Source organism: Pseudofrankia coriaricola (genome assembly GCF_032027725.1).
Lineage (GTDB): Bacteria > Actinomycetota > Actinomycetes > Frankiales > Frankiaceae > Pseudofrankia.
Window position 1 is genome coordinate 58,691 of the sequence record NZ_JASNFO010000069.1, and the last position, 13,309, is coordinate 71,999.

Genomic DNA, 13,309 nt, shown 5'->3' on the forward strand with positions numbered 1-13,309 from the left:
GAGAATTTTCGCGCCTCCTTCGGCCCTCCCAGCTAACCGGTCAGCTGACCGGTCAGGTCAGCTGACCGTCAGGCCGTTGTCGACGGCGTAGACGGCACCGGTGATCGACTTCGCCTCACCCGACGCGAGGAACGCGAACAGCGCCGCTATCTCCTCGGGCATGGCGATGCCGCGGTAGCCAGCCATCCGGTGCCTGAGGTCCGAGTCCTGGTCCTCGGGGAATGTCACGGTCCTGGCGATGTTGGTCAGGGTGCCGGCCGGCGCGATCGCGTTCACCCGCAGCGGCGTCTTGATGAACTCGACCGCGAGCGACTTCGTCAGCTGGACAATGCCGCCTTTGCTAGCCGCGTAGGCGGCCGAGTAGGGAACGCCCTGAATCCCGGCGTTGGACGCGATGTTGATGATCGTACCGCCGGCCGCCAGCAGGTGCGGAATCGCGGCCTGGGACAGGAAGAACGGCCCGTCGAGGTTCACCGCCATCGTCCGCCGGTACTGCTCAACCGTCGTATCGGTGGTGTGCGCCGGGCGGTAGATCCCGGCGACGTTGCCCAGCACGTCGAGGCGCCCGAACTCGGACACGGCCGCCGCCACCGCCTCGGCGCACCCGGTCGGGTCGGCGACGTCGACGACCCGGACCGACACCGTCCCGCTCGCCAGCGCCTTGGTCTCGGCCAGTGAGCCCTCGTCGATGTCCACCGCGAGCACCGACGCGCCCTCGCTGGCCAGCCGTATGGTGATCGAACGGCCCATGCCGGACCCGGCACCGGTGATGAGCGCCGCTTTGCCGTCAAATCGTCCCGTCATGGCTGTGTTCTACCTCACGGCGGTGAGGGGCGCACCCGTTGGCGAAGTTTGACGTCGAAGTCGAGAATTCGCGAACCTGTGGTCGAGGCATGCAAACGATGCTGGTCAGGACCCTGGTGGCCCGACGAGCGGATCGAGGTAATGGACCATGTTGCTGGAGCTGGCCCCTGATCAGGAGGTCCTCCGGGAGGCGACCGCGCGGTTCCTCGCGGACCGGGTGCCCCCAGAGGTGATCCGCCGCCTGCGCGAGGACCCCGCCGGCTTCTCGCCGGACTACTGGAGCGCCGGCGCGGAGCTCGGCTGGACCTCCCTGCTCGTCAGCGAGGAGCACGGCGGCGGCTCGATCAGCGGCGGCCCGCTCGTCGACCTGTCCATCCTCGCCCACGAGTTCGGCGCCCGCGCCGTCCCCGGCCCGCTCGCGTCGGCGAACGTCGTCGCGTTCGCGCTGTCCACCTGGGGCGGCGAGGCCCATGCGGCGACCCTCGAAGCGGTGCTGTCTGGCGAGTCGCTCGCCACCTGCGCGCTCGGCGAGCCGGCGACGCCGGGTGAGCCGGCCGGCGTGACGGTCCAGGTCCGTGCTGACGGCGGCGACGTCGTCCTCGACGGGACCGCCCGCCCGGTCGAGTCGGCCGCGCAGGCCGCCCACCTCCTCGTCACCGCGGCCGTCGCCGGCACCGCCAGCTTCGCGCAGGTGCTGGTCCCGACCGCGGCCGCCGGGGTGACCGTCACGCCGATGCGCACCGTCGACCTCACCCGGCGGTTCTTCGCCGTCCAGCTCGACGGCGTGCGGCTGCCCGCCGAGGCGGCCGTCGGCGAGTTCGGCGACGCCGGTGAGCAGGTGGAGCGCCAGCTGCAGGTCGCGCTCGCGCTCGGCTGCGCGGAGACCGTCGGCGCGATGCAGACCGCGTTCGACCTGACCGTGAAGTGGGCGTTCGAGCGCTACTCCTTCGGCCGGCCGCTCGCGTCCTACCAGGAGCTCAAGCACCGGTTCGCGGACATGAAGACCTGGCTGGAGGCGTCGCACGCCATCACTGACAAGGCGGTGGCCGCGGTCGACGCCGGCGCCCCCGAGGCGGCGGAGCTGGTCAGCGCCGCGAAGGCCTACATCGGCGACTACGGCACGGAACTCGCGCAGGACTGCGTCCAGATCCATGGCGGCATCGGCGTGACCTTCGAGCACGACATGCACTTCTTCCTGCGCCGGGTCACCCTCAACCGGGCGCTGTATGGCACCCCCGCCAGCCACCGGGCCCGCGTCACCGGCATCTTCGAGAACCTCAAGGAGCAGGCGTGAGCACCGGAGCCCAGGAGAGCGTCGAGGAGTTCCAGGCCAGGGCGCGCGTCTGGATCCGCGCCAACCTGCGTCCACTGGAGGCGCACGAGGAGGTCGGCATCATGCGGCCGACCCGGACCGACGAGCAGGAGCTGGCCGCGGTCGCCCGCGACCGCGAGATCCAACGGATGCTCTTCGACGCCGGGTTCGCCGGCATCTGCTTCCCGCGCGAGTACGGCGGGCAGGGCCTCACCCCAGCGCACCAGCGGGCGTTCAACGAGGAGATCTCGGGCTACGAGTACCCGCAGCGCCTGCAGGTGCCGACGCTCACGCCGTGCGCCGCGGTGCTGCTCGAGTTCGGCACCGAGGAGCAGAAGCTCGCCCACATCCCAGCCATCCTCAAGGGCGAGGAGATCTGGATGCAGTTCCTGTCCGAGCCGTCCAGCGGCTCGGACGTCGCCGCCGCACTCACCTCTGCGGTACGCGACGGCGACCAGTGGGTGCTCAACGGCTCCAAGATCTGGACGACCGGCGCCTGGTGGTCCGACTGGGGGCTGTGCCTGGCGCGGACCAACTGGGACGTCCCGAAGCACCGCGGCCTCACAGTCTTCATCCTGCCGATCGCGGCGGCGGGCGTCGACGTGCAGCGCATCGAGATGCTCAACGGGATCATGGAGTTCTGTCAGGAGTTCCTGACCGACGTCCGCGTCCCCGACTCCGACCGGGTCGGCGAGGTCGACGACGGCTGGACGGTCGGCACCCGCTGGATGTTCCACGAGCGGATGAGCAGCAGCTCCCCGTACGTGACCAGTCCCGGTACGAGCTCGCATCACCGGATCGGGCCCGACTGGCTGCTCGACATCGCCCGCGACACCGGGCGGCTCGACGACCCGCTGGTGCGCGACCTGATCGGCGAGGGCCGGGTGCTCGACCTGGTCCAGGGCGCCCTGCAATCGCGGCTCGCCCTCGGCATGACGACCGGCAGGCTGTCCGACCAGTCGGCCGCGATCGGCCGGCTCTACAGCGGCGTCGCGGCGACCCGGCTCACCACGATCGCGTTCGACATCGCCGACGGCGCGGGCGCGGCCTGGGCGGAGGGTGACGGCGCGGCGGCCGACGTCGGCGCGGACTTCCTGATGCGCCAGACGGCCACGATCGGCGGCGGCACCACCGAGATGGCCCGCAACGTCATCAGCGAGCGGGTTCTCGGCATGCCCCGCGAGGCCGCGCTCGACCGGGGCCTCGCGTTCCGCGACGTCCCCCGCGGCGCCCGCAACAGCTGAGACGGGGCGAGGCGGGGGCGCGAAACGCCCCCGCCCGTCAGCGGCTCCCAGCTACTTCCCAGTCAGTCGATCGCGGGGACCGCTGCGACACGCTCGGTGACCGTCAGCTCGGACGCGACCCGCGGCGCGGGCATGGCCGGGACGGCAGGCACAGCCGCAGCGGGGGCGGCGTTCGCGGTCCTGCGCGGGAGGGCGAGGGCGATGAGGCAGCTCGCCAGCGCCGCGCCGCCGCCCACCAGCAGGCCGACCCGCAGACCGCTCTCCGACGGGACGACCGCCGAGCCGACCGTGGTCGTCATGCTCGACATCAAAGTGCCGAGCACCGCGCTGGCAACCGACGTGCCGATCGATCGCATCAGGGTGTTCAGACCGTTGGCGGCCGCGCCCTCCTCGGCCGGCACCGCCCGCATGATCAGAGTGGGCATCGCCGCGTACGCGAGGCCGACACCGGCGCTGATCACCGCGCAGAACGCGAGCACGCCGCCGGGGCTGCCCATCAGCGGGAGCGCGAGGACGTATCCGCCGGCCACGACGACCGCGCCGCCGGCCAGCGCGACCCGCGGGCCGCGCCCGGCGATCAGTCGGCCGGCGAACGGCGAGACGATCATCATCGCGAGCCCCGCCGGCGCCATCCACAGGCCGGTGCCGAGCAGCGACTGCCCGAGGCCGTAGCCCGTGGCCTTCGGCAGCTGCATCAGCTGCGGGGCGATCAGCGACTGCGCGTACATCCCGAAGCCCAGCGCCACGGAGGCGATGTTGGTGAGCAGCACGGGGCGCCGGCTCATCGTGCGCAGGTCGATCAGCGGGCTGTCGATGCGCAGCTCGAACGCGCCCCAGGCGACGAGGACGGCGACGCCACCGCCGAGCAGGCCCAGCGTCGTGGTGCTCGCCCAGCCCCAGTCGCCGCCCTTCGAGACGGCGAGCAGCACGCCGACCAGCCCGATCGACAGCAGGACCGTGCCCGGCACATCGAACCCGCCGACGCCGCGCACCGGCGACTCGGGGACCAGGACGGCGACGAGGGCGCCCAGCAGCAGGCCGATCGCGGCGGAGCCCCAGAACAGCACGTGCCAGTCGGCGTTCTGGGCGACCACCGCGCCGATCGGCAGGCCGAGCGCGCCGCCGACGCCGAGCGAGGAGCTCATGATCGCCATCGCGGAGACCATCCGCTTGGGCGGCAGCAGGTCGCGCAGGATGCTCACGCCGAGCGGGATGGTGGCGAAACCGACGCCCTGCAGCCCGCGGCCCACGACCATCGGCACGATCGACGAGCTCAGCGCGCAGATCAGCGCGCCCACGGTCTGGGTGCCCAGGGCGACCAGCAACAGCCGCCGCTTGCCGAACAGGTCGCCGAGGCGCCCGAACAGCGGGTTGGCGACCGCCCCGACGAGCAGGGTGGCGGTGATCGCCCAGAAGGCGTTGGAGGACGAGGTGTGCAGCAGCGTGGGCAGCTTCGGGATCAACGGCACCATCAGCGTCTGCATCAGCGACATCGCGGTGCCCGCGGCCGCGAGGACCGCGATGAGGGTGTTCGCCCGTGCCGACCGGCCCGCGACGCTGGCCGGGGCAGGGGCGGCGGTGGCCTTGCTGGCGCTCATGAGTTCTCCCAGCTGACGCTGCACCCAGGATATGTAGGATGCATATCATGTGTATCACGCACATCCAGGAATCCAAAGCGCCACCGGCCGCGACATGAGGTGACTTCGCCCACCCGACGTGCCAGAATTCGATTCTGATGACGCAGAACGCAGATCGCCTCCTGGCGGCGACGCCGGGTAGCCCGCCTCCCGAGGCACCGGGCGGCACGTCCTCAGCGGCACCGGACACCCAGCCTCAGCCGGCCGGTGACGTCGCCGCGCGCACGGCGGCACGCACGCTCGCCGCGCGCACCGCCGGCTACACCAACGAGGTGCGTCGGCTGCTCGACGCCGGCCTCGAGGTGATCCGGCGCAACGGCATCTCATCACGCCCCCGGGTCGCCGACATCGTCGCCGAGGCCGGGCTGTCCAACGACGCGTTCTACCGCCACTTCCCGTCCAAGGACGCGCTGGTCACCGCGCTGATCGAGGACGGGAGCGAGCGGCTGGCAAGCTACGCCGCCCACCAGATGAGCAAGGAGCCGACGCCCGCGGGCCAGGTGCGTCGCTGGGTGGAGGCCGTGCTCGGGCAGGCCAGGGGCGAGGTGGCCGCGTCGACGCTGGCCGTGATGTGGAACGGGAGCAGCACCAGGAACGCCACTCCCGGCCTCCACCCGGCCGCCGGGTCGATGTCGGTGCTGCTGTGCGCGCCGTTCACCGCGCTGGGCAGCGAGCACCCCGAGCCGGACGCGACGCTGGCCGCGTACGCCGTCTTCGGCGCGTTGTCGGACTTCCTGTGGCGACGGACCGAGCCCAGCGACGCCGAGATCGATCAGGTCACCGCTTTCTGCCTGCGGGCGGCCCAACCACCGATTCCCCAGCCCAGTCAGGGAGCACGCCCATGAAGGCTGTCCGTTCGGCGGACGGCGCCGTGTCCGTCACCGACGTCGACCTACCGCCAGGTGAGGGCGACGAGCTGCTGACGATGAGGTCCGCGAGCATCTGCAGCTCGGACCTCATGTACATCAGGTACGGCCTGAGCCAGGTCGTCGGCCACGAGCTCGCCGGAGTCCGCGCCGACGGCACGCCGGTCATCGTCGAGGCGGTGTTCGGCTGCGGCACGTGCGACCAGTGCCAGATCGGCCGGTACAACCTCTGCCCAGTCCATTTCACCCGCGCCCTCGGTGCCAACGCCGACGGCGGCATGGCCGAGCAGTTCCGCGCCCCGAGCCCCCGGCTCGTGCCGGTTCCCGACGGACTCGCCGTCACGGACGCGTCCCTCGCCGAGCCGGCCGCCGTCTCCTGGCACGCGCTGCGCCTGGCCGGCACCGGCAAGGACACCACCGTGGCGGTCGTCGGCGCGGGCGCCCTCGGCCTGCTGGCCGTCGCCGGCGCCCGCCGGCTCGGCGCCTCCGAGGTCGCGCTCGACGCGCGCCACCGCCACCAGGTCGAGGCGGGCGAGCGCCTGGGTGCGCGGATCGGCGCGGACGGCCGCTACGACGTCGTCGTCGACGCCGCCGGCACCAAGGAGAGCCTCGCCCGCGCGATCGACCTCGTCGGCCCGCGCGGGACCGTGGTCTCGGTCGCGGTCCACCAGGGCCCGGTCGAGATCAACTGGAGCGCCCTGTTCCACCTGGAGGCCCGCGTCATCCCGTCCATCGGGTACTGCACGCACGACGACGGCGCGGGCGGTAGCGTGACCGAGCTGGCGGAGGCCGCGGCGATGCTGGCGGAGAACCCCGAGATCCCCAAGACGCTGATCACGCACCGGTTCCCGCTCGAGGACGCCGCCGAGGCGTTCCGGGTGGCGGGCGACAAGACGACCGGTGCTATCCGAGTGGTGGTGGAGCTGTGACGACGCTACGGCCCGAGGACCAGTTCCACACCGGGGTCATCGTCGAGGACTTCGAGGGCACCCTCGACCGGCTGACGGAGCTGTTCGGCTTCGAGTGGTGCGACGAGCTGGTGAGCGACGTGGCGGTGCGGATCATGACTCCGGACGGCCCGGTGGACACCACCATCACGACGCGGTTCTCCTACTCGGTGAACGAGCCCCGCCTCGAGGTCATCCGGCCCATTCCCGGAACCGTCTGGGTGCCCGCCGACTCGGGCGTGCACCACCTCGGCTACTGGTCGGACGACGTGCCGGCCGACTCGGCGGCGCTCGCCGCGCTCGGCATGCCGCTGGAGGTCGCCGGCATCGGCCCGGACGGGCAGCCCTACTGGACGTACCACCGGGGCTCCGACGGTCCGCGGATCGAGCTGGTGAGCCGGAGCATCAAGCCGGGGCTGGAGCAGTACTGGGCGAACAGCCGGCGTCCGGCGTGAGCCTGGCGGCGCCCACCGAGCTGGTCGAGCTGACCGGCGGCAAGGGGGTCATGCTCGCCTCGCCGGTGCCGGCCGACGTCGCGGCCGTCGGCTACGTCGAGCACGAGCTCGCCGCGGCCGGGACGGCGACCGCCTACCGCGCCGTAGGCGAGCTTGCGGCCGACGGCCGCTGGGCGTTCGAGCCCGCCGGCACGGCGCCGTACCGCACCCGGGTCGTCGTGCGCCGCCCGGTCACGGCCGAGCGCTTCAGCGGCACCGCGGTCGTCGAGTGGCTCAACGTCAGCTCCGGCCACGACGCCGACGTCATCTGGGCGAACAACCACGAGGAGATCACCCGCCGCGGCCATGCCTGGGTCGGCGTGTCGGCCCAGCTCATCGGCGTCGCCGGCGGCCCGGTGCTCGCCTCGACCATCGAGGGCTCCGACGCGCCGGGGCTCGTGGGCTCCGACCCGGAGCGTTACGGCTCGCTCGCCCACCCCGGCGACGGGTTCGCGTTCGACCTGTTCACCCAGGCGGCCCGCGCGGTCCGCGACGGGACGCTGCTCGGCGGGCTCGTACCGCGGCTCGTGCTCGCCGCCGGCCAGTCCCAGTCCGCCTACGCGATGGTCACCTACGTCAACGGGGTCGAGCCGCTCGTCCACGGGCTGTTCGACGGCTACCTGCTGCACAGCCGGGGGCTGGGTGCGCTGAACCTCGCCGCGCCTGGCCAGCCGGCGGCCCTCCAGGCGCTGGTCGCGACCAGCCCGGTGCTCGTCCGGGAGGACACCGCCGCCCCCGTGCTCATCCTCCAGGCCGAGGGCGACCTGAACCAGGTGCTGCACTCCCTCGGCTCCCGCCAGGACGACCTCGAGCGTGTCCGCACGTGGGAGGTCGCCGGCGCCGCCCACGCCGACCAGCACACCGTCGGCCCGTTCGCCGACCTGCTCGGCTGCGGCGTCGACGTCAACAACGCCCCGATGCACGTCGTCGTCAAGGCCGCGCTGCGCGCGCTGGAGACCTGGGCGCGCGGCGGCACCCCGCCGGCCGCCTCGCCGCGGATAGCGACCGCGGGCGGCGAGATCGTCCGCGACGGCGACGGCATCGCGCTCGGCGGGATCCGCACGCCACCGGTCGACGTGCCGGTCGACGTGCTGTCCGGCATCCCCGGCCCGAACCCGTCAATGATCTGCCAGCTGTTCGGCTCGACGATCGCGCTGCCGGCCGCGCGGGTCGCCGAGCTCTACCCGTCGCGCGCGCAGTACGTGGCGCGTTACGCCGCCGCCGTCGACCGGCTCCTCGCCGAGGGCTTCGCCCTCGCCGAGGACCGCGAGGTCCTCCTCGCCTACGCCCAACCCGACCGGATCTCGTAGCCGCGGGCTTTCAGGCCCCGTCGAGCGAGGAGTGATCCGCGCATGAGCACATCAGCCCAGCCGAACGGCCGCGCGATGACCGGCCCGGCGTCGCCCACCGGCCCGGCTCTCTCGACGCCGCCGCCACGGCCCGGGCTGGTACGCCGGACGACGACGCACGACTCGCTGCGGCCCTCCGGGCTCTCCGGGCCGGTGACGCTCGACGCGCGCGGCCGGGACGTGCGCGTCGAGGCCGACGGTGCCCTGACCGTCCTGGACGCGGCCCGCCTCGACGCCGAGATCGCTTTTCCCCGCCGGGAGGTCACCCGGATCGGCACCGACCCGGACGAGCCCCGGCTCGCGGCGCTCGTCGGCGTCCGGGCGGCGTCGGGCTTCCGGCAGGCGGTCTACGCCGCCCTGCCGGGCGGGCGCGCGAGCCACTCGGTCCGGTTCCAACTTCTCGACGACCTGCCGACGGCGGTGCTGGTCAGCGGCTACGCCACCCAGTGGGTGGCGCCCGGGCCCTTCCCGCAGTGGCGTCAGGGAACGGCCTCGCAGTACCCGGACCTGTGCGCCGGCTGGGTCACCGACGGCACGATCATCCGCGGGATCGAGGCCACCGGGCGGGTGCCGGCCCCGTTCGGCCCGCCGGTGCCGCCGATCGAGGGCGACGACCCGGACGGCTGGCACGAGGTGGCGCCGCTGCCGGCGCACGGGATGCGCCGGCGCCGCCGGCTCGACGTCTGGCGCGCGGGCGCCGAGGCGCGGGTCGAGTGCTTCTTCCGCGACAGCCACGTCGACCCGGACGGCGTCGAGACCGCGGTGCACGAGTACACCGTCCACGCCACGCTCGACCCGGCGACGACGACGTTCACGGCGTGCACGGCGGAGTTCGGCGCACTGCCGTGGCCGGAGTGCCCCCTCGCGCTGGCCAGCGCGGGCCGCCTGGTGGGACAGCGCCCGGACGGGCTGCGCCGCGAGGTGCGGGACACCTTCACCGGGGTCACGACGTGCACGCACCTCAACGACACCCTGCGCTCGCTCGAGGATGTCGGCGCGCTACTCGCCCGCCTACCGGGCTGAGGCGGCCCGCCCCGGGCATGGCCGAGGATCTTCACTCCGACAAGCGTTCCGAAGATCCAAACTTGTGTTCGGCATTGCCAGAATCGTATTCTGCCGAGGACGACCAGGAAGGACGCAGCGATGGCGTGGGACTTCGAGACTGATCCCGAGTACCAGAAGAAGCTGGACTGGGCGAACGAGTTCGTCCGCAGCGAGGTCGAGCCGCTCGACCTCGCGTTCCCGGACCTGCAGTTCGTCCCGCTGGCCGAGAAGCGCCGGGCGCTCATCGACCCGCTCAAGCAGCAAGTCCGCGACCAGGGCCTGTGGGCGACCCACCTGAGCCCCGAGCTCGGCGGCCAGGGCTTCGGCCAGCAGAAGCTGGGGCTGCTCAACGAGATCCTCGGCCGCTCCTCCTGGGCGCCGATCGTCTTCGGCTGCCAGGCGCCGGACACCGGCAATGCCGAGATCATCGCTCACTACGGCACGCCGGAGCAGAAGGAGAAGTACCTCCAGCCACTGCTCGACGGCGAGATGTTCTCCAGCTACTCGATGACCGAGCCGCAGGGCGGCGCGGACCCGACGCAGTTCACCTGTAGCGCCCACAAGGAGGGCGACGAGTGGATCATCAACGGGTGGAAGTACTTCTCGTCGAACGCCAAGACCGCGAGCTTCTTCATCGTCATGGTGGTCACGAACCCCGACGTGAGCGCATACCGCGGCATGTCGATGTTCCTGGTGCCGACCGACACGCCGGGCATCAACATCGTCCGTAACGTCGGCCTGTTCGGCGAGCCCCTGAACGAGGGCTTCCACGCGCTGATCCACTACGAGGACGTGCGGGTGCCGGAGTCGGCGCTGCTCGGCGGCGAGGGCCAGGCGTTCGCCATCGCCCAGACCCGGCTCGGCGGTGGGCGCATCCACCACGCGATGCGCACCATCGGCCAGGCGCAGCGGCTGCTGGACATGACCTGCGAGCGGGCGCTGTCACGCTCCACCGCGGGCAGCAAGCTCGCGGACAAGCAGTTCGTCCAGGGCTTCGTCGCCGACTCGTACGCGCAGCTGCTGCAGTTCCGGCTGCTCGTCATGTACGTCGCCTGGGAGATCGACAAATACCAGGACTACAAGCGCGTCCGCAAGGACATCGCCACCGCGAAGATCGTGATGCCGACCATCCTGCACGACATCGCGTGGCGGGCGATGCAGGTCCACGGCGCGCTCGGCACGACGAACGAGATGCCGTTCTTCAGGTACATCCACGGCGCCGCCGTGATGGGCCTCGCCGACGGGCCGACCGAGGTCCACAAGATGACCGTCGCCAAGCAGGTCCTGCGCGACTACAAGCCGGCCGACGGCATGTGGCCGACCGAGTGGATTCCGGGCAAGCTGGACGCCGCCCGGGCCAAGTACGCCGAGTTTCTTGAGCACGAGGTGGGAAACCTGTGAGTGGCGAACCCGAAACGACGCTGGACTTCACGCGGCTCGCCGCCTGGATGGACGCCCAGGGGCTGCCCGGCGCGGGCGCCCCGCTGGAGCACAAGTTCCTCTCCGGCGGCACGCAGAACGAGATCTACCTGCTGACCCGCGGCGACGCCCAGTGCGTCATCCGGATTCCACCGGCCAAGGCGCCTGCTGACCGCGACAACGGCATCCTGCGCGAGTGGCGGATCATCGAGGCGCTCGACGGCACCGACGTGCCGCACACGGCCGCCGTCGCGGTCTGCACGGACCACTCGGTGCTCGGCCGCACCTTCTACCTCATGGGCTTCGTCGACGGCTGGTCGCCGATGAACATGAAGGACCGCAAGTGGCCCGAGCCGTTCAACAGCGACCTCGAGCTGCGCAAGGGACTGGGCTACCAGCTGGCCGAGGGCATCGCGCTGCTGTCGAAGGTCGACTGGCAGGCCAAGGGCCTGGCGGACCTGGGCCGTCCGGACGGCTTCCACGAGCGCCAGGTCGACCGCTGGCTGAGCTTCTTCCAGAAGGTCAAGGGCCGCGAGCTCGAGGGCATGGACGTCGTCACCGAGTGGCTGCGCAACCACCGCCCGCTCGACTACATCCCCGGGCTGATGCACGGCGACTACCAGTTCGCCAACGTCATGTTCGAGAACGCGGTGCCGGCGAAGCTCGCCGCGCTCGTCGACTGGGAGATGGGCACCGTCGGCGACCCCAAGCTCGACCTGGCCTGGATGGTCATGAACTGGCCCGAGGACACCATGGCCGAGGAGGCGGCGAAGTCCAGCTACGTCAACCTGTACGGCATGCCGAGCCGCAGCCAGGTCGTCGAGCACTACGCCAAGGTCTCCGGCCGGCAGGTCGACGACCTCGACTACTACCTGGTCCTGGCCCGATGGAAGATCGCCATCGTCCTGGAGCGCGGGTTCCAGCGGGCCGGCGACGACCCGAAGCTGCTCGCCTTCGGCCCGGTCATCGAGCAGTCCATGAAGGCCGCGGCCGAGTTCACCTCGACCACCGACTACAGCTACTCGGGGCGCTGACATGCTGGCGGCGGTGTGTGCGGAGTACGGCGGGCCGGAGGTCATCGAGGTCAAGGAGATCGACACTCCGCCGGTCGGGCCTGACCAGGTCCGGGTCGGCGTGCGGGCGGCGGCGGTCAACTTCCCCGACGTGCTCGTCGTCGCGAACACCTACCAGGTGAAGGCGCCCGTGCCGTTCGTGCCTGGCAGCGAGTTCGCCGGTGTCGTCGAGGAGGTGGGCGGGGGTGTCACCGGCCTCGCCCCCGGCGACCGGGTGGCGGGGACGGTGTTCGTCGGCGCCTTCGCCGAGCAGGTCGTGTGCCGCCCCGAGTCGTTGCGTCCCATACCGGACGGGGTGGACGACCGGTCGGCCGCGGCGTTCGTCGTCGCGCACCGCACGTCCTACCACGTGCTGCGCTCGATGGCCCGGGTCGAGCCGGGTGACCGGGTGGTGGTGCTCGGCGCGGGTGGCGGCGTCGGCCTCGCGGCCGTCCAGCTCGCCGTCGCGCTGGGCGCCGAGGTGACCGCGGTGGCGAACTCGTCGGACAAGCTCCAGGTCGCCGCGGCGAACGGCGCGACGACGCTCATCGACAACGCGGCCGAGGACCTGCGCAAGGCGCTGAAGGTGGCGCACCCCGACGGTGTCGACGTCGTCGTCGACATGGTCGGCGGGGATCTCTCGGAGGCGGCGCTGCGGGCGCTGCGCTTCGACGGGCGCTTCGTGACCGTCGGGTACGCCTCGGGGACCATCCCGCGGATCCCGCTGAACCTGGTGCTGCTCAAGGGCGCGCACATCATGGGTTTCCAGATGCGCGACTTCGCCACCCACCGGCCGGACGAGCTGGCCCGCGACGACCGGGAGCTCACGGAGCTGCTCGCCTCGGGGAAGGTACGTCCGCACATCGGCGCGGTGTTCGCGCTCGACGACACGGCCGGCGCGCTGCGTCACGTCGCCGACGGCAAGGCGATCGGCAAGGTCGTCCTCGACGTCGCGCCCTGAACGACGCCCGTCGCGGCCAGGCCGGCCTTTGTTGACGTTGCGGTCCGGACCGTTTCCTCGATGCCAGGCCCAGTGACATCGGGCATATATTCATTATGCGGGCGACTGCCCGTGACGGGATGGGGGCGGCCCGGCATAGCCCGGCGCCCCCATAATCAGCCCCCGCCGGGGGGGGGAAGG

Annotated in this window: 12 protein-coding genes; 10 read left to right on the forward strand and 2 right to left on the reverse strand. The window is 71.9% G+C overall.

Annotated features, from left to right (window positions below):
- Window positions 1–57: 57 nt before the first annotated feature.
- Window positions 58–804 carry an SDR family NAD(P)-dependent oxidoreductase gene (locus QOZ89_RS31425; RefSeq protein WP_071047479.1) on the reverse strand — a complete coding sequence of 249 codons (747 nt, stop codon included), beginning with the start codon at window positions 802–804 and terminating at the stop codon, window positions 58–60.
- A 148-nt stretch (window positions 805–952) separates the two neighbouring features.
- On the opposite strand from QOZ89_RS31425, the gene QOZ89_RS31430 reads away from it, so the two are divergent.
- Window positions 953–2,098: an acyl-CoA dehydrogenase family protein gene (locus QOZ89_RS31430; protein WP_312627278.1), complete on the forward strand. Its 1,146-nt coding sequence runs from the start codon at window positions 953–955 to the stop codon at window positions 2,096–2,098.
- Window positions 2,095–3,360 (forward strand): acyl-CoA dehydrogenase family protein, encoded by a 1,266-nt coding sequence (locus QOZ89_RS31435; RefSeq protein ID WP_071047481.1) that lies wholly within the window; start codon window positions 2,095–2,097, stop codon window positions 3,358–3,360. Before QOZ89_RS31430 ends, QOZ89_RS31435 begins: the two co-directional genes overlap by 4 nt.
- 62 nt (window positions 3,361–3,422) lie before the next feature.
- On the opposite strand, the gene QOZ89_RS31440 is transcribed toward QOZ89_RS31435, so the two are convergent.
- Window positions 3,423–4,958 carry an MFS transporter gene (locus QOZ89_RS31440; protein WP_071047482.1) on the reverse strand — a complete coding sequence of 512 codons (1,536 nt, stop codon included), beginning with the start codon at window positions 4,956–4,958 and terminating at the stop codon, window positions 3,423–3,425.
- A 137-nt stretch (window positions 4,959–5,095) separates the two neighbouring features.
- On the opposite strand from QOZ89_RS31440, the gene QOZ89_RS31445 reads away from it, so the two are divergent.
- The 8 genes from QOZ89_RS31445 (at window position 5,096) to QOZ89_RS31480 (ending at window position 13,129) form a co-directional block, all read left to right on the forward strand.
- Window positions 5,096–5,842, forward strand: a complete 747-nt coding sequence (locus tag QOZ89_RS31445) for a TetR/AcrR family transcriptional regulator (RefSeq protein WP_071047483.1) — start codon at window positions 5,096–5,098, stop codon at window positions 5,840–5,842.
- Window positions 5,839–6,792, forward strand: coding sequence for a zinc-dependent alcohol dehydrogenase (locus QOZ89_RS31450; protein WP_071047484.1), 954 nt, complete (start codon window positions 5,839–5,841; stop codon window positions 6,790–6,792). Before QOZ89_RS31445 ends, QOZ89_RS31450 begins: the two co-directional genes overlap by 4 nt.
- Complete coding sequence (locus QOZ89_RS31455) at window positions 6,789–7,265, forward strand: VOC family protein (RefSeq protein ID WP_071047485.1); 477 nt, start codon at window positions 6,789–6,791, stop codon at window positions 7,263–7,265. Before QOZ89_RS31450 ends, QOZ89_RS31455 begins: the two co-directional genes overlap by 4 nt.
- Window positions 7,262–8,614, forward strand: a complete 1,353-nt coding sequence (locus QOZ89_RS31460) for an alpha/beta hydrolase domain-containing protein (RefSeq protein ID WP_083418276.1) — start codon at window positions 7,262–7,264, stop codon at window positions 8,612–8,614. Before QOZ89_RS31455 ends, QOZ89_RS31460 begins: the two co-directional genes overlap by 4 nt.
- A 42-nt stretch (window positions 8,615–8,656) precedes the next feature.
- Entirely contained in the window at window positions 8,657–9,676 is a 1,020-nt protein-coding gene (locus QOZ89_RS31465; protein ID WP_083418277.1) for a DUF2889 domain-containing protein, read from the forward strand.
- Window positions 9,677–9,796: 120 nt separating this feature from the next.
- The gene (locus QOZ89_RS31470; RefSeq protein WP_071047486.1) at window positions 9,797–11,098 is read left to right on the forward strand and encodes an acyl-CoA dehydrogenase family protein; all 1,302 of its coding nucleotides are present in this window, start codon (window positions 9,797–9,799) and stop codon (window positions 11,096–11,098) included.
- Between the two features lie 47 nt (window positions 11,099–11,145).
- Window positions 11,146–12,150: a phosphotransferase family protein gene (locus QOZ89_RS31475; protein WP_071047614.1), complete on the forward strand. Its 1,005-nt coding sequence runs from the start codon at window positions 11,146–11,148 to the stop codon at window positions 12,148–12,150.
- A 1-nt stretch (window position 12,151) separates the two neighbouring features.
- Window positions 12,152–13,129 (forward strand): NADPH:quinone oxidoreductase family protein, encoded by a 978-nt coding sequence (locus QOZ89_RS31480; RefSeq protein WP_312627287.1) that lies wholly within the window; start codon window positions 12,152–12,154, stop codon window positions 13,127–13,129.
- The last annotated feature ends 180 nt before the right edge of the window (window positions 13,130–13,309 follow it).

Coding starts and splice junctions, on each gene's coding strand:
- QOZ89_RS31450 (WP_071047484.1), top strand. CDS start 5,839: ATGAAGGCTGTCCGTTCGGCGGACGGCGCCGTGTCCGTCACCGACGTC.
- QOZ89_RS31465 (WP_083418277.1), top strand. CDS start 8,657: ATGAGCACATCAGCCCAGCCGAACGGCCGCGCGATGACCGGCCCGGCG.
- QOZ89_RS31425 (WP_071047479.1), bottom strand. CDS start 804: ATGACGGGACGATTTGACGGCAAAGCGGCGCTCATCACCGGTGCCGGG.
- QOZ89_RS31470 (WP_071047486.1), top strand. CDS start 9,797: ATGGCGTGGGACTTCGAGACTGATCCCGAGTACCAGAAGAAGCTGGAC.
- QOZ89_RS31475 (WP_071047614.1), top strand. CDS start 11,146: ATGGACGCCCAGGGGCTGCCCGGCGCGGGCGCCCCGCTGGAGCACAAG.
- QOZ89_RS31445 (WP_071047483.1), top strand. CDS start 5,096: ATGACGCAGAACGCAGATCGCCTCCTGGCGGCGACGCCGGGTAGCCCG.
- QOZ89_RS31440 (WP_071047482.1), bottom strand. CDS start 4,958: ATGAGCGCCAGCAAGGCCACCGCCGCCCCTGCCCCGGCCAGCGTCGCG.
- QOZ89_RS31430 (WP_312627278.1), top strand. CDS start 953: ATGTTGCTGGAGCTGGCCCCTGATCAGGAGGTCCTCCGGGAGGCGACC.
- QOZ89_RS31480 (WP_312627287.1), top strand. CDS start 12,152: ATGCTGGCGGCGGTGTGTGCGGAGTACGGCGGGCCGGAGGTCATCGAG.